Genomic DNA, 14,640 nt, shown 5'->3' on the forward strand with positions numbered 1-14,640 from the left:
GAAAGGAGGGAGGATGTAGATGCCGCAAACAAATGAAATGGACATTTTTCAAAAAGAAATGACAGAAATTAAATCAGATCAAAAAACGCTTGAAAAGCGCGTCAGCACACTTGAAAGAACGTCTGAACGCCACGATCAGCAAATCATGTCGATCAATGACAAGCTGAATAAGATTGAAGAAAACACAACTTGGATCAAGCGCAGCATCACAGGCGCCATCATCACAGCGGTCAGCACCGGCCTCATCGGCGGAGCGATCGCTGTTTTTTATAGCCTGCTGCAAAAATAAGGGAGGAAAATCAGATGAAGAATGTGGACAAAGGCACAGTCGTACGGACGGTGCTTCTTTTTATTGCATTGGTAAACCAGACGTTGATGATGTGCGGGAAATCGGTTTTGCCGATCAGCGAAGATCAGATCAATACATTGGCGGACGCTCTGTATATGGCGGGATCTGCGGCTTTTACGATCGTCACATCGCTTATCGCCTGGTTTAAAAACAACTATGTCACGGAGAAAGGCAAGCAACAAAAAGACGTTTTACAGCAAAAAGGCTTAACGAAATGATGCTGCCTAAGGGTGGCTTTTTTATTAAAAAGAAAGGGATGATGAGGTTGGTTAAGGTAGTAAAGAACTTTGTAAAAATCAATCAATACACCCGGCCCGGTCTTAAGTTGTCAGGCGTAAAAGGGATTGTGATGCATTGGACGGCAACACCGGGTGCACCGGCGCTGAATGAACGGAATTATTTTAACGGCACTTGTATTGCTGATAAACGATATGCGTCTGCTCATTACTTTGTGGACCGGAAAGAGGCACAGCAGATTATTCCTGAAAATGAAGTCGCATACCATGCACATGACAGAAATCGCTGCTATGTCAGCTTTCTAAAGCCGAATGCCAACACGAAGGCTATCGGCGTTGAATTGTGTGTTGAAAAAAACGGCAAGATTCACAGCGAAACCCTTCAAAATGCTGCTGAATTGGTCGCCGATTTGTGCAAGCGCTACGGGCTGTCAACTGACAAAATCGTCCGTCATTACGATGTGACAAACAAAAACTGTCCTGCACCGTGGGTAAGCGATTCAAGCCAGCTGACGGCCTTCAGGAAAAAAGTTGACAGCCTGCTTGGTAATAAAACAATCTCTAAAACAACGGCATCCACGAGCCAGCCGAGCAAATCGACCGGAACTATCCTGAAAAAAGGTTCGTCAGGCTCAAAAGTAAAGGCGCTACAAAAACGCCTGATTGCCGCAGGCTTTTCGCTGCCGAAGTACGGGGCTGACGGCTCTTACGGAAATGAAACCGTACAAGCTGTCAAATCTCTTCAAAAGAAAGCCGGAATTGCGGTTGACGGAATTTACGGACCGGCAACAGAAAAAGCATTGCAGGCTATTGAGGCGAAAAAGAAAAAATCATCTTACAAGCTGCCGTCCGACATCTATAAAGTGAAAAGTCCGATGATGAAAGGAACAGCCGTCCGGCAGATCCAGGAGGCGCTGGCTGCTCTTCATTTCTACCCGAACAGGAATGCCAAGAATCACGGGATTGATGGCTATTACGGCCCAGACACAGCGGATGCCGTCCGACGATTCCAGCTAATGAATGGGCTGTCTGCTGATGGGATTTACGGACCGGATACGCGGGCGAAACTTGAAGCATTATTGAATTGAAGGAATAAGAAACCCCTCTCTATTAATGAGGGGGGTTAACTATTTTTGGACCCAATCAAAGCCCTTCCAGCCAAATCGATTAAAACATAGACAACAAAGAAAATAACGAGCCAACTTATGAAATCAGCCCACATATTGTTTAGATTCAGCAATCCAACTTTATCTAATCCTGTTTGAATGAACATTGAAATCAATGTCGCAATAAACACATAAATAAACCATTCTTTCACTGTAGATCACTCCTAGATGTTATCCTATAAATTTACAAATATACTTTGTAGTTCCGTTGTAATTTCCCCATCTTTTACAGAACTCATATGAACCCATATCTAAAAGTTTTTTACCTAACCAAGCTAACCCAGCACCGGCTAGAATTTTAAGAGCCCACGCAATAATAGGTAAAACTGTTAGATTGTTTTTCATTTCTTTAATTGCGCTTATTTGTTGATCATGAGTCTCCTTGGCTTGTTCTGGTGACAAAGATTCTAAATAGTTTTTCATTTGGACAGCATCAGCCAATGTAATTCCTGATGCAGTAGCCTTTTCAACATCAAAACTGTACTTATTTGTATCTTTGTCAAAGGTAGATGCTTCATAAAAAGCTAATGCCAACTGTTCAGCTGCTTTTTTATCTTGATAATCACTATTTACCTGTGCAGCTTGAGCTTGCGGAGTGCCAAAAATTGATGCAAAGCCTAATGTTAAACTCAACCCCAAAACAATCACGAACCAGGCCTTAAAACTCCCGCCTACACTGTTCATTATACGATTCTCCTTCCCTTCAATTGTGAAGCAATTAGAGCATACCACCACATAACATAATTTTCCACAGTTATAATAAAAATGGTAATAAGGGACCGGTGATTTTGAGCACAGGAACTTCTTTAGTTGTGTTCTTATAAGCTTGAAAGTGACATATAGACTAAAAATCCTCTCTTTTTTAATGGGGGGAGCATTTTTTTATGCAAAAACTCTATACAATTGTTTATAGGTGTATGATCATTTCCATGTCTTCTGTTTGGGCTATGTCAAGCACCGGCCTTTTCACTCTGTTGCGGTTGCTTTCTAACTCTCGAAGCAAGCTGACATGCTCCGGCAGCATCATAGCTGTCCATTTAATTAATTCCCCGATCTTATCTTCTTATATGGAAGCGAATGTCCTATTTTCAAGCAGATGAATACAAATTGGGAGCGAGCGGGGAGCGGATTCACTCCCAATTAGGTATATTTAGTTCCTACAGACAGCAAAAAAGAGCAAAGAGCCTTGATACGACGGGTTTTTGGTTAAGTGATGGCCCATAGTGTCTCTAAGGGTCAACGGGCCTTCTAAGCCGTCGGCCAGCCGTGCGGCGGATTTAAGAAGCTTTTTCCCAAATGCGGGCGCTGTCGAACGATTCCCACTTTTGAACGGGATCAACGGCCGAATGCAAAATGGACAGGAAGCTGTGAAAGGGCTCGTGTCTCTCTTTTTTTATTTCAAATTTTCAAAAAACAATTACCATACTACCACTCTTGTATGGTAGTATGTCAGATAAGGGGGCCTAAACATGAATGTTAAACAATCAAACTTACGATCTGTCAGAGACCAGATTTACTATTTCCTTATGGAAGACATCATGAAGTTTCGGCTCGTTCCGGGGACGCACATATCGGAAAAGGAGATTTCAGAACGGTATGAAGTCAGCCGAACGCCGGTCAGAGAGGCTTTTTTGCAGCTATCAAAAGAGGGGCTGCTCGAAATCTATCCGCAAAAAGGGACTCGTGTATCTTTAATCGACCTTAACTTGGTGGAGGAAGCGAGGTTTATGAGGGAAAATCTCGAAAAGGCCGTAGCCGAACTGGCATGTGAAGAATTCTCAGATGAGGCGATGTTTGAACTGGAGCGAAATTTGAAGATGCAGGAAATGTCGATTGAACAAAAAAATTACGAAAGCTTATTTGATTTGGATGAAGCATTTCACACAACGATTTTCGAGGGCTGCCGAAAATCTAATATTTGGTCGGTGATTCAGCAAATGAATGTTCCATTTCGGAGAATCCGTTTTCTAAGGCTTGCTGCCGACTTCAACTGGAATACGATTTATCAGCAGCATGCCGCCATAGCGGAAGCCATCAAGTCAAAACAGCCGACAGAAGCCCGCAGGATCGCCGAGGAGCATTTAAAACTCGTGATCGTTGATAAGGAAATACTGATTAAGGAATTTCCCGGCTACTTTAAAAAGTAAGCGCTTTTAAAAAGGAGTGGTGATGTGAAAGCTGCGGTGATGACAAAACCTTTTTCAATCAATTTTCAAGATATCCCCTGTCCTGAGCCCGATGCTCATGAAGTCCTCGTCAGAGTAAAGGCCGCCGGCATTTGCGGGAGTGATGTCCATTTTTATGACGGTTCAAATCCTTATGGACGTTATCCGCAGATCTTTGGACACGAGCTGTCAGGCATTATCGAAAAAACGGGTGCAGGGGTAAAGAAAAGATCGCTGGGAGAACGCGTCGTCATTGAACCGGCCATTTCGTGCGGGAGCTGTTATCCTTGCAGGAAAGGGAAGACGAATGCCTGTGTAAATATTGATATGATCGGATCGGTGCGGAGAGGAGGGTTCGCGGACTTTTTAGCCGTTCCGGAAACGCATGTCCATCCCATTCCCGACCATATGGACTTTGTGACAGGCGCATTATGCGAGCCATTTGCAATCGGCGCTCAAGCGATAAAGCGCGCAAGCATACAACATGGCGAAACGATTGTCATATTGGGAATGGGGCCGATCGGATTAACGATTTTGGCTCAGGTTAAAAAGCGGTTTCAAGCTGATGTGATCGCCGTTGATCCCGTACGGGAAAGGCTGGAGCTTGCGAGAATGTTCGGCGCAGATTCCGTCATCCATCCTGTTGAGGAACATGCAGAAAAAACCATCTCCAAACTGACAAACGGGGAAGGTGCCGGAATTGTTTTCGAAGCGGCGGGCATCCCCGCGACGATTGAACAATCGGTCCGTATCGCAGCACCAGGGGGGCGGATTGTCATCGTCGGCTTGACAGGGGAGGATGTGACGATCCCCGGGCTTCTTTTGACAAAAAAAGATATTGAGATTCATGGAACAAAGCACAGCGTTAATCAGTTTCCCCGCGTCATTGAATTTTTAAATGAAAATCCACAGCTGGCACAATCTTTCGTCACTGAAATTATGCCGTTTATGGAAATAGAAGAGGCGCTGAAAAAGGCGAAAAACTGTCCAGAACAGGTAACTAAAATCATATTATCCTATTAAATTGGACTGGAGGATGCCATGATGAAAATGGTTTTCAGATGGTACGGAGAAGGAAATGACACCGTCACCCTTGAGCAGATTAAGCAAATACCGGGCGTTGAAGGCATTGTTTGGGCGCTTCATCATCTTCCTGCCGGTGAAGAATGGCCGCTGGAAGATATCATGGAAGTCAAACAGGTTTGCGAGCGAAACGGGTTTCACATTGAGGTGGTTGAAAGCGTTAACATTCACGAGGATATTAAACTGGGGCTGCCGACGAGAGATCTTTATATTGAAAGATACAAACGAACGATTGAAAACTTGGGCAAAGCCGGTGTGAAAGTGATCTGCTATAATTTTATGCCGGTATTTGACTGGCTTCGCACGGATTTATATAAAGAAGCTGCAGATGGTTCGACCGCTTTGTTTTATGAGCATGCAAAAGTGCATCATATCAATCCTTTTGAGCTTGTCGATCAAATCGCCAACAACCTTGAGTATACAATGCCCGGCTGGGAACCTGAAAGGCTGGAGCATCTGACAAGGCTTTTTGAAGCGTATCAAAACGTGACAGAAGAAGACTTGTGGAGCAATCTTCAATATTTTCTGGAGCAGATCATTCCAACCGCCGCACGCTGCGGGATCAAAATGGCGATCCATCCGGATGATCCGCCATGGCCGGTTTTCGGACTCCCGCGCATGATCACCTCGGGCGAAAACATCGGGCGCCTGCTTCGTCTCGTAGATCATCCTTCCAACGGCATCACTCTTTGCAGCGGCTCATTGGGCGCCAATCCTAAAAATGATATCACAGGCATGATCAAAGCGTATGCAGAACGGATTCCGTTCGCCCACATACGAAATATCAAAGTCTATGAAAATCGGGATTTTATCGAAACGTCACACAGAATGGCAGATGGCTCCGTTGATATTTGCGGAATTGTCAAAGCGTATCATGAAACAGGATTTTCAGGTTATGTACGCCCAGATCATGGGCGCCACATATGGGATGAAAAATGCAGACCAGGGTACGGCCTGTATGACAGGGCGCTGGGAATCATGTATTTATGGGGCATTTGGGATTCACTTGAAAGAGAAAAACGGGGGGCTTCACCATGCTTGAAATCCATGAACATTTAGCTGGAAAAACGGCGGTCATCACAGGCGGCAGCGGCGTGCTCTGCGGGGCAATGGCGAGGGAACTCGGACGTCAGGGCATGAAAGTGGCCGTCTTAAACCGGAACGTTAAAAATGGAGAACTTGTAGCTGAAGATATACGAAAGGCCGGAGGATCGGCGATTGCAGTCGAGTGCGATGTACTGGATCGAACAAGTGTTGAACGGGCGAATGACGTGGTCACGCGTCTTCTTGGCGGCTGCGATCTTTTGATCAACGGAGCCGGCGGCAACCATCCAAATGGCACGACATCGAATGAAACCCTGCATCCTGACCACCTCGCAAATGAAAGCGAAACCACATTTTTTCATCTTAACAGCGATGATGTCGGATCTGTGCTGAATATAAATTTTCTCGGATCTTTCATACCAACCCAAATATTTACGAAACAGATGCTGAACAAAAAGGGGGCTTCAGTGATCAACATCTCTTCAATGAGCGCACAAACCCCAATGACAAAAGTGCCTGCATACAGCGCCGCGAAAGCGGGCATCGAAAATTTCACAAAATGGCTCGCCGTTTACATGGCTGAAACGGGGATCCGCGTCAATGCGATTGCACCCGGCTTTTTCTTGACGAATCAAAACCAACGGCTTCTTCTTGATCAAAACGGAGGATGGACACAAAGAGCGGAGAAAATCATCTCTCACACTCCGATGAAACGGTTTGGAAGACCGGAAGATTTATTGGGAACTCTGCTTTGGCTGGCGGATGAGAACATGTCCGAGTTTGTCACAGGCATTACTGTGCCTGTAGATGGAGGATTTATGGCATACTCAGGAGTTTGAATCATGTAAGGGGGCATACGGATGAAGCAAATTGTGTGTGAAAAGCCTTACCGATTTAAAATGACGGAAGTAGAAGCACCTGAACCGAAACGGGGAGAAGCGCTCCTTAAGGTGAAGCGCATCGGGATTTGCGGCACGGACTTTCACGCTTATTGCGGCAGACAGCCATTTTTTTCATATCCAAGGGTGCTCGGACATGAACTGGCGGGAGAGATTGTCAGTATTGATGATCCCCGCGAACTTTTGAAGACGGGCGATCCGGCTGCAGTCATTCCTTATTTGGAATGCGGAGAGTGTGCCGCCTGCCGGATCGGCCGGCCCAATTGCTGTGTGAACCTGAAAGTGCTGGGCGTTCATACAGACGGAGGCATGCAGGAGTATATCACAATCCCGGCAGACCACTTGATCAAGACAGAGGATTTGACATACAGTGAAGCGGCTGTCGTTGAGTGTTTAAGCATCGGCGCTCATGCTGTCAGCAGGGCGGATATTAAAAAAGGGGAGCCGGTGCTCGTGATTGGAGCGGGGCCCATCGGACTCAGCGTGATGAAATTCGCGAAATTGAAGGGGGCAATGGTGATTGCAATGGATGTCCGAGAGGAGCGTCTTGCATTCAGCCGGATGTGGGCGGCTGTCGATGAAACGGTCATCGCTGGGGAAAAAGCAGCTGATGAGATCAAACAAATAACGGAAGGGGACTTTCCTGGAGCGGTTTTCGACGCGACCGGACATTCCGCTTCCATGAATCAGGCTTATCGGTATACTGCTCACGGAGGGCGGATCATATATGTCGGACTTGTTAAAGATCGCCTTACGTTACCGGACCCTGAATGCCACAAGAGAGAACTGGCCATTCTATTCAGCCGCAATGCATTAAAAAGTGATTTTGAGACGGTCATGGAAGCCATTAAGGAAGGCGATGCCGATGCAAAACAATTGATTACTGAACATATTCCGTTCAGTGCGGTAGTTGATGGGTTTGAATCAGCGCTTGATTCAGAAGAAAAGCCGTTGAAGGTGTTAATCGGTTTGTAAGGCTTCACCAAAAAAGTAAACGCTTACAAAAATATAGAAAGAGGGGTTGCCCATGTTTTCAAACGGCCGGGGATTTGTGATCGTGATGCTCTTTTTGGCAGGGGTGATTAATTATTTGGATCGTTCGGCTCTTTCTGTTGCTGCTCCGTTCATTCAGGAAGATCTGAACATCCGGCCCGCTCAAATGGGGATGCTGTTCAGCAGCTTTTTCATCGGGTATGCGATATTTAATTTCATTGGCGGCTGGGCATCAGACAAATACGGCGCAAAAAATACGCTGTCGGCGGCAATGGTCGTCTGGTCGGTGTTCAGCGGAGCGATCGCACTTACGTACAATTTTGTTTCACTGTTTATCATCCGTGTCATCTTTGGTATGGGAGAGGGGCCTCTTTCAGCATCAACAAGCAAGGCGGTCAACAACTGGTTCCCGAAAAAAGAAAGGGCAAGGGCGCTGGGAATGACGATGTGCGGCACTCCGCTCGGCGGGGCGATTTCGGGTCCGATCGTCGGACTGATCGCCATCCATTGGGGCTGGAAGGCTTCTTTTGTTCTCATTATGCTGATCGGGCTGATTTGGGTTTGGTTTTGGATCAAGTATTCGAAAGAAAGACCCGACCAATCCCACGGTGCCGCTCATGAGAAAGAAGAGCATTCGAAAAAAACCGCTGATATACCGCTGTCTTTTTATTTAAAACAGCCGACGGTCCTTTTTACCGCTTTCGCTTTTTTCTCATACAATTATATTCTGTTTTTTTTCTTAACGTGGTTTCCAAGCTATTTAACGACGGCCCGCGGATTGAGTATACACGATATGAGCATTGCCACGATCATTCCGTGGGTTGTTGGATTTATCGGTCTTGCACTGGGGGGATTTATTTCTGATTACATCTTCAGGATTACAGGCAAGGAGATGTTTTCAAGAAAAGCGGTCCTTGTCGTTTGTCTTTTGGCTGCGGCTGTATGTATAGGATTTGCCGGAATGGTCGCCACCGCTTTCGGAGCGGTCGCATTAGTCGCTTTATCGGTTTTCTTTTTGTATTTGACAGGCATCACCTACTGGGCGATTATTCAGGATATCGTTCACCCAGACCGGGTCGGAGGCGTCAGCGGATTCATGCATTTTCTGGCAAATACGTCAGGGATTATCGGTCCGACTGCCACGGGATTCATCGTAGAATACAGCGGCTCCTTTACAAGCGCATTTTTGCTTGCAGGAGGGCTGGCGGTGGCAGGCTCCCTTTGTGTTGCATGTTTTGTAAAACCGATTCAGTCCGATAAGCTGCCGCAATCCGTCACAGGTGATGAACAGGGCCGCTTTTTATCATGACGACACGCTGGGGGGACGGCAAGTATATCAATATAAAAACGCTTCTCATCTTGAGAAGGCTTCAGCGTGTCGACAAACCATCGCATTCGTTGTCAGGCCTGCTGAGTCGGTGCTCACGTAAGGAACGGCGGCAAATCGCTCAGGCGTCCTGCCTGAACATCGCCCTCATCACATCTAAAAGTAAGGAGTTGTGCGGACGTCCTGTGAAAGTCCGATGCTCGTCTTTCCCAGTCTGCAAGGGTTTCGGGACACGCTGAAAAGGATGGCAAAAACCTAAAACTTTAAACCGTTTTAGGTTTTTGTCAACAATTTGAGCCCTTCTCATCTTGAGAAGGATTGGCGACCGGGCCGGCAGCTCACTGCTTCTTTTTCCTCTTGTTTAACACCTTAATCATTTTCTCGCTTCTTTTTCTGAGGAGGGCCGTATAGTTCGACAGGCCGAATTTTGCGAAATCAACATATTTCACATGTTTTTTGAGCTTTTTCACAGTATCACCTTATCAGCATTGATTGGTTTATTGTATGTATCAGCTGGGAAAACGGAATAAGGACGGGAGAGTTTTTTCCCGTCCTCAAAGTCACGCTTTTTTTCTTTTATACTCGCCAATCAGCCGTTCGTTTTGTTTGAAAATCCGTTCGGTATGGGGGCTGACTTCATATTTTGCAATGCTTGTGTTAGATTGCTTTTTAAACACTTTAAATGAGAGGCGCTTCTTTGAGCTTTCTTGGTCTTGCAGAAAAGCAGGTTCCATTTAATCGTCACCTTCCTCTTCGTTTGGTAGCAGGAGATCATAGATGCTGGTTAAAGAAGTAAACAGGAGATAATCGAATTCTGTGACTAGATCGTCTGAGGTTAATTTTATGACATAGTCAAAATCATGGATCGAAAATGGGATCAGGACCATTTTTCCATTTTCTTCGTAATATACGTCTTTTCGATCCAACTTTTCCTGAACAGCGAAACGGTTTTCCATGTGTTCAAGCAAATGATCTTTGCTCTGCTTTGCATTATATTCACATAATGCAGCAGATATATTCATTTTTTCGCCAAACCGGCTGATCAGCTCTTCAATACCTTCGGCATAAGCTTCTATATTTCCATAATATATATGGATCGGCTCGTTTTTCAATAGGTATTGAAACGTTTTCAGCCTATTTTGATATGTGTGGAGAAGATCATTGTTTTCTTCGAGAAGCATCCTTGTATCTGTTGCGAGTTCATGGCTGCCAAGTTTTTTGAAATAGGCGTTTAAGAAAATAAAGGCATCAGTCAGCGTGAAAAAAACGGCGACGATCAGATAGTGAAGCGGGTCTGTGAAAATGGACTGAGGATGCTGCGTCCAATATGTGACGGCTCCGATGACATAAAGCAGGTACCACGTTTTCCGAATGGCAATCGTTTTTTCTGTCAGCTTCTTTTCAAAGCGCCAGACGGCAAAAACGTACAAAGCCAGGGTCAGAACGATGATCCAAACGAAGAATTGATAAAATAGCAGCATAACTTGCTCCCTCTTCCCGAAAATAAGTGCTGTCCTGCTTTATTTTTATGCCGGAAATGACGGAAACATGAAAACTCCCGTCCAGGAATCGAACGGGAGCTGCTGATTAAAAAAATAATTCCAATATAAAATAGGCAAATGCGCCGAGGGTTGCTGAAATGGGCAGGGTAATGACCCATGTGATGATCATTCGTTTTGCTGTACCCCAGTTCACGCCTTTCACCCTGTGGGAAGCGCCAACACCTAAAATCGATGAAGAAATAACGTGTGTCGTGCTGACTGGCAGGTGAACAACCGTTGCGCCGAAGATGATGGCAGCACCTGTCAAGTCGGCGGAAACACCGTTGACAGGACGGATTTTCATGATTTTTCCGCCGACCGTTTTAATGATCTTCCAGCCGCCGACAGATGTTCCGATCCCCATGGCCGTGGCGCATGCGAATTGCACCCAGAACGGGATGTCGGTTGTACTGTGCAAGTTACCCGCGATTAAAGCCATCGTAATGATTCCCATCGCTTTTTGGGCGTCGTTCGTCCCGTGGGTATACGACTGAATGGCTGCTGTTGCGATTTGAACCCGGCGGAAACGCTTATTCGTTTTGGCGAGATTGCTGTTTTTAAAAATGACTTTGATGATGCTGTAGATGATATAACCTAAAACAAACGCTAAAATCGGCGATAATATAAGTGCTTCGATAATTTTGATAAATCCGCTGTATTTAATCGCTCCGAAACCTTCTGATGCGATAACGGTTCCCGCGATGGCTCCGATAATCGCATGGGAGGAGCTGCTCGGAATCCCGAAATACCAGGTCAAAAGGTTCCACGTAATTCCCGCAATGAGGGCGGCTAAAATCACAACAGAACCATTTTCTAATTTAAAAGGGTCGGCGATGTCGCTCGTAATTGTTTTCGCTACGCCAGTGAAGGTCATGGCGCCGGCGAAGTTCATGGCAGCGGCCATGATGATGGCATGCCTTGGTTTTAAAGCTTTTGTCGATACCGAGGTGGCGATCGCATTTGCTGTATCGTGGAATCCGTTAATAAAGTCAAATGCCAAAGCAAAGATGACAATCAATATGGTTAATACAAATAAAAGGTCCATTATAATCCCTCGTTACGCATTTTTCATTATGATGGTTTCTAAATTGTTGGCTACACTTTGGCAGGAGTCCGCGATTTCTTCAAGCGTTTCATAAATTTCCCGGTATTGGATCACTTTGATTGGGTCAGTTTGCGTGCCGAAAAGATTTTTCAGTGATTTGCGGTGCAGATTATCGCAATTGTGTTCGTATTCCTTAATTTTGATCGCATGCGGCTGAATTTCTGTCAGACGGTTTTCAGCCAGGAGTTCAATCGTAATCAAAATTTCTTTTGCGCATTCTCTGACATAGCCGCTGAATTTATCAATGTGCTCATCTGAAGAGGTAATCGAGAAGATTTCCATCATGGCAGAGAAATGTTCGATGCCGTCGAGAACATCGTCAAGACTGTTTGTCAGCTGAAGGATATCTTCGCGTTCGATCGGTGTGATAAAAGCTTTGTTCAGCTCCTTAATCATCGTATGTACATAAGTATCTCCTTTTGTCTCATACTCTTTTAAGGTATCTGCGAATTCCTTAAGGGTTGTTTGATTCGTCACTTTATAGTTAACAAAATACTCAGCTGTTTCATCTAAATTTTTTGCGATTTCCGTCAAGAGCACGGAAAACTTGTCTTTTTTTCTTTTTAACATTTGTAACCCTCCATTGTTTAAATGAGACAATGCACACATCAAAATATTATATAACTTTTTGTCGAAAAAAAACAGGTGCAGTCGAAAAACAATTTAATTTTCAGGCGGCTGTCACTTTTTGGTGAGGGAGTAAGCACACTATGACAAATGTGCTGTTTTATAGAGAATAGTCGGTTTTGCTTAACTGTATTTGCGTCTAAAGAATGATTTATCGAATTTTTTTTCTTGAAATGGGTGTTTTGATTTAAAAATCCCGAAAATTGTGATTTTTTCTTATTTTCAGTTCATTTTCCTGTTATAGTAGTAATAAACTGGAAAGGAGAGTGAGCTGATGAAACGGTTAACTTCCTTGTTTTTTGTTTTTTGTTTGACGGTTGGTTGCTTTTTTAGTCCAGTGTCGAAAGCGGAAGGTGTAGAGAGCAGCGGGGAAAAAGTCGCTGTCGGAAAAGACGGGATGGTGGCAACGGCTCATCCGCTGGCATCAAAAATCGGCGCCGAGGTTTTGAGAAAGGGCGGGAATGCGATTGATGCATCAATTGCGATTCAATTTGCCCTCAATGTAACAGAGCCGATGATGTCGGGAATCGGCGGCGGCGGTTTTATGATGGTCTATGACGGCGAAACGAAGGAAACCTCGATTATCAACAGCCGGGAGCGGGCTCCTCAAGGGGCTACACCTGATATGTTTTTGGATGGGGACGGAGATGTCATTCCTTTTTCCAAAAGGTCGACACACGGTAATGCAGTAGGTGTTCCGGGTACGCTAAAGGGACTGGAAGCAGCGCATAAAAAGTGGGGAACGAAGAGAATGCAAGACTTGATCACTCCTTCCATCAAGCTTGCGGAAGATGGATTTCCGATCGATTCAGTTTTAGCGGATGCGATTGAGGATCATCAGGACAAACTGAGCAAAACGGCTGCGAAAGATATTTTTCTGCCGGACGGTGAACCTTTGAAAGAAGGGGATGAGCTCGTTCAAAAAGATTTGGCCAAAACGTTTAAATTGATTCGGAAAGAGGGTTCAAAAGCCTTTTATGATGGAGAAATCGGCAGTGCGATCGCGGACACGGTGCAGGATTTCGGCGGTTCAATGACAGCTGATGATCTGTCGCGCTATGGTGTTACAACAGACAAGCCGATCTGGGGAGAATACCACGGCTATGACATTGCAAGCATGCCTCCTCCAAGCTCAGGCGGGGTTTTCATGCTGCAAATGCTGAAGTTGATCGATGATTTTCATCTATCACAATATGATCCGAAGTCATTTGAAAAATATCATTTATTAGCGGAAACGATGCACCTGTCTTATGCGGATCGAGCGGCATATGCCGGTGATCCTGAGTTTGTCGATGTTCCGTTAAAAGGGCTGCTTGATCCGGAGTATATTAAAGAACGGCAAAAATTAATCAGCCTTGACGAGGTCAACCGCGATGTCAAGGAGGGCGACCCGTGGAAATATGAAGAAGGTGAGCCGAACTATCAAATCGTGCCGCAGGCCGATGATAATGAAACCGGGGAAACAACCCATTTTACTGTTGCAGATCAATGGGGGAATGTAGTCTCCTATACAACGACGATTGAGCAGCTCTTCGGAACAGGGATTTTAGTTCCAGAGTACGGCTTGTTTTTAAATAATGAACTGACTGATTTTGATGCGGTCCCTGGCGGCGCCAATGAAGTGCAGCCGAATAAAAGGCCGCTGTCAAGCATGACGCCGACGATCGTCTTTAAAGATGACAAGCCTGTGCTGACTGTTGGTTCGCCTGGCGGAAAAACGATTATTGCATCCGTTTTCCAAACGATTTTGAATTACTTTGAATACGACATGAGCTTGCAGGATGCAATTGAAGAGCCGCGGATTTATACGAACAGCCTGTCTTCATACCGCTATGAATCCGGAATGCCGAAAGATGTGAGACTCAAGCTTAATGAATTCGGCCATAAATTCGGGTCGAACCCCGTTGATATCGGAAATGTGCAGAGTATTTTCATTGATCGGGAGAATAAATCCTTTATGGGTGTTGCCGATTCAAGCAGGAGCGGGACCGCGGTCGGCGTGAATATTAAACATTCGGCGAAATAACGGAGGATGGGCTTGGTCTAAAAGGTTTAGATCAAGCCCTCTTCTCTGTCCTCTTTAAAAGAGGATTTTTTTGAAAAGA

Annotated in this window: 16 protein-coding genes and 1 pseudogene; 10 read left to right on the forward strand and 7 right to left on the reverse strand. The window is 45.3% G+C overall.

Annotation, left to right across the window (positions count from 1 at the left end; genetic code table 11):
• Positions 1-19: 19 nt before the first annotated feature.
• Genes BTA30_RS15910 through BTA30_RS15920 form a run of 3 tightly spaced genes read left to right on the forward strand, consistent with a single transcriptional unit; the run spans position 20 to position 1,673 of the window.
• Positions 20-289, forward strand: a complete 270-nt coding sequence (locus BTA30_RS15910; protein WP_076762288.1) for a hemolysin XhlA family protein — start codon at positions 20-22, stop codon at positions 287-289.
• A gap of 14 nt (positions 290-303) precedes the next feature.
• Positions 304-567: a phage holin gene (locus BTA30_RS15915; protein WP_076762289.1), complete on the forward strand. Its 264-nt coding sequence runs from the start codon at positions 304-306 to the stop codon at positions 565-567.
• Positions 568-614: 47 nt separating this feature from the next.
• A complete protein-coding gene (locus BTA30_RS15920) occupies positions 615-1,673 on the forward strand; it encodes a peptidoglycan recognition protein family protein (protein WP_076762366.1) in 1,059 nt (352 codons plus the stop codon).
• Between the two features lie 35 nt (positions 1,674-1,708).
• Here BTA30_RS15920 and BTA30_RS15925 read toward each other — a convergent pair whose 3' ends face one another.
• The 3 genes and pseudogenes from BTA30_RS15925 to BTA30_RS24150 all read right to left on the reverse strand — a co-directional run.
• Positions 1,709-1,903, reverse strand: a complete 195-nt coding sequence (locus BTA30_RS15925; protein ID WP_076762290.1) for a hypothetical protein — start codon at positions 1,901-1,903, stop codon at positions 1,709-1,711.
• Positions 1,904-1,922: 19 nt separating this feature from the next.
• Positions 1,923-2,435, reverse strand: a complete 513-nt coding sequence (locus BTA30_RS15930) for a hypothetical protein (RefSeq protein ID WP_076762291.1) — start codon at positions 2,433-2,435, stop codon at positions 1,923-1,925.
• Positions 2,436-2,667: 232 nt separating this feature from the next.
• A pseudogene (locus BTA30_RS24150) lies at positions 2,668-2,778 on the reverse strand (YolD-like family protein); the annotation flags it as partial.
• Positions 2,779-3,220: 442 nt separating this feature from the next.
• Between BTA30_RS24150 and BTA30_RS15940 the strand changes: the two are divergent.
• Genes BTA30_RS15940 through BTA30_RS15965 form a run of 6 tightly spaced genes read left to right on the forward strand, consistent with a single transcriptional unit; the run spans position 3,221 to position 9,244 of the window.
• The gene (locus BTA30_RS15940) at positions 3,221-3,898 is read left to right on the forward strand and encodes a GntR family transcriptional regulator (protein ID WP_076762292.1); all 678 of its coding nucleotides are present in this window, start codon (positions 3,221-3,223) and stop codon (positions 3,896-3,898) included.
• Positions 3,899-3,922: 24 nt separating this feature from the next.
• On the forward strand, positions 3,923-4,939 hold the full coding sequence (locus BTA30_RS15945) for a zinc-binding alcohol dehydrogenase family protein (RefSeq protein ID WP_076762293.1): 1,017 nt from the start codon (positions 3,923-3,925) through the stop codon (positions 4,937-4,939).
• Positions 4,940-4,960: 21 nt separating this feature from the next.
• Entirely contained in the window at positions 4,961-6,058 is a 1,098-nt protein-coding gene (gene uxuA, locus BTA30_RS15950) for a mannonate dehydratase (RefSeq protein ID WP_076762294.1), read from the forward strand.
• Complete coding sequence (locus BTA30_RS15955) at positions 6,034-6,882, forward strand: SDR family oxidoreductase (RefSeq protein WP_076762367.1); 849 nt, start codon at positions 6,034-6,036, stop codon at positions 6,880-6,882. The genes uxuA and BTA30_RS15955 overlap by 25 nt, the downstream gene beginning before the upstream one ends.
• A 21-nt stretch (positions 6,883-6,903) precedes the next feature.
• Positions 6,904-7,917, forward strand: coding sequence for a zinc-binding alcohol dehydrogenase family protein (locus tag BTA30_RS15960; protein WP_076762295.1), 1,014 nt, complete (start codon positions 6,904-6,906; stop codon positions 7,915-7,917).
• A 52-nt stretch (positions 7,918-7,969) separates the two neighbouring features.
• Positions 7,970-9,244, forward strand: a complete 1,275-nt coding sequence (locus BTA30_RS15965; RefSeq protein ID WP_076762296.1) for an MFS transporter — start codon at positions 7,970-7,972, stop codon at positions 9,242-9,244.
• A 578-nt stretch (positions 9,245-9,822) separates the two neighbouring features.
• On the opposite strand, the gene BTA30_RS15970 is transcribed toward BTA30_RS15965, so the two are convergent.
• From BTA30_RS15970 to BTA30_RS15985, 4 genes are all read right to left on the reverse strand, one after another.
• Complete coding sequence (locus BTA30_RS15970; RefSeq protein WP_076762297.1) at positions 9,823-9,996, reverse strand: type II toxin-antitoxin system SpoIISB family antitoxin; 174 nt, start codon at positions 9,994-9,996, stop codon at positions 9,823-9,825.
• Entirely contained in the window at positions 9,997-10,743 is a 747-nt protein-coding gene (locus BTA30_RS15975) for a type II toxin-antitoxin system SpoIISA family toxin (RefSeq protein ID WP_076762298.1), read from the reverse strand. It abuts the gene before it with no gap.
• Positions 10,744-10,849: 106 nt separating this feature from the next.
• Positions 10,850-11,848 (reverse strand): inorganic phosphate transporter, encoded by a 999-nt coding sequence (locus tag BTA30_RS15980; protein ID WP_076762299.1) that lies wholly within the window; start codon positions 11,846-11,848, stop codon positions 10,850-10,852.
• A 12-nt stretch (positions 11,849-11,860) separates the two neighbouring features.
• The gene (locus tag BTA30_RS15985) at positions 11,861-12,478 is read right to left on the reverse strand and encodes a DUF47 domain-containing protein (RefSeq protein ID WP_076762300.1); all 618 of its coding nucleotides are present in this window, start codon (positions 12,476-12,478) and stop codon (positions 11,861-11,863) included.
• Positions 12,479-12,809: 331 nt separating this feature from the next.
• Between BTA30_RS15985 and ggt the strand changes: the two genes are divergently transcribed.
• Positions 12,810-14,561, forward strand: coding sequence for a gamma-glutamyltransferase (ggt, locus tag BTA30_RS15990; protein ID WP_076762301.1), 1,752 nt, complete (start codon positions 12,810-12,812; stop codon positions 14,559-14,561).
• Positions 14,562-14,640 lie beyond the last annotated feature (79 nt).

This window comes from Bacillus swezeyi, assembly GCF_001969815.1.
In the GTDB taxonomy this organism is placed as follows: Bacteria; Bacillota; Bacilli; order Bacillales; family Bacillaceae; genus Bacillus; species Bacillus swezeyi.

Coding starts and splice junctions, on each gene's coding strand:
- BTA30_RS15910 (WP_076762288.1), top strand. CDS start 20: ATGCCGCAAACAAATGAAATGGACATTTTTCAAAAAGAAATGACAGAA.
- BTA30_RS15915 (WP_076762289.1), top strand. CDS start 304: ATGAAGAATGTGGACAAAGGCACAGTCGTACGGACGGTGCTTCTTTTT.
- BTA30_RS15930 (WP_076762291.1), bottom strand. CDS start 2,435: ATGAACAGTGTAGGCGGGAGTTTTAAGGCCTGGTTCGTGATTGTTTTG.
- BTA30_RS15940 (WP_076762292.1), top strand. CDS start 3,221: ATGAATGTTAAACAATCAAACTTACGATCTGTCAGAGACCAGATTTAC.
- uxuA (WP_076762294.1), top strand. CDS start 4,961: ATGAAAATGGTTTTCAGATGGTACGGAGAAGGAAATGACACCGTCACC.
- BTA30_RS15955 (WP_076762367.1), top strand. CDS start 6,034: ATGCTTGAAATCCATGAACATTTAGCTGGAAAAACGGCGGTCATCACA.
- BTA30_RS15960 (WP_076762295.1), top strand. CDS start 6,904: ATGAAGCAAATTGTGTGTGAAAAGCCTTACCGATTTAAAATGACGGAA.
- BTA30_RS15965 (WP_076762296.1), top strand. CDS start 7,970: ATGTTTTCAAACGGCCGGGGATTTGTGATCGTGATGCTCTTTTTGGCA.
- BTA30_RS15970 (WP_076762297.1), bottom strand. CDS start 9,996: ATGGAACCTGCTTTTCTGCAAGACCAAGAAAGCTCAAAGAAGCGCCTC.
- BTA30_RS15975 (WP_076762298.1), bottom strand. CDS start 10,743: ATGCTGCTATTTTATCAATTCTTCGTTTGGATCATCGTTCTGACCCTG.
- BTA30_RS15980 (WP_076762299.1), bottom strand. CDS start 11,848: ATGGACCTTTTATTTGTATTAACCATATTGATTGTCATCTTTGCTTTG.
- BTA30_RS15985 (WP_076762300.1), bottom strand. CDS start 12,478: ATGTTAAAAAGAAAAAAAGACAAGTTTTCCGTGCTCTTGACGGAAATC.
- ggt (WP_076762301.1), top strand. CDS start 12,810: ATGAAACGGTTAACTTCCTTGTTTTTTGTTTTTTGTTTGACGGTTGGT.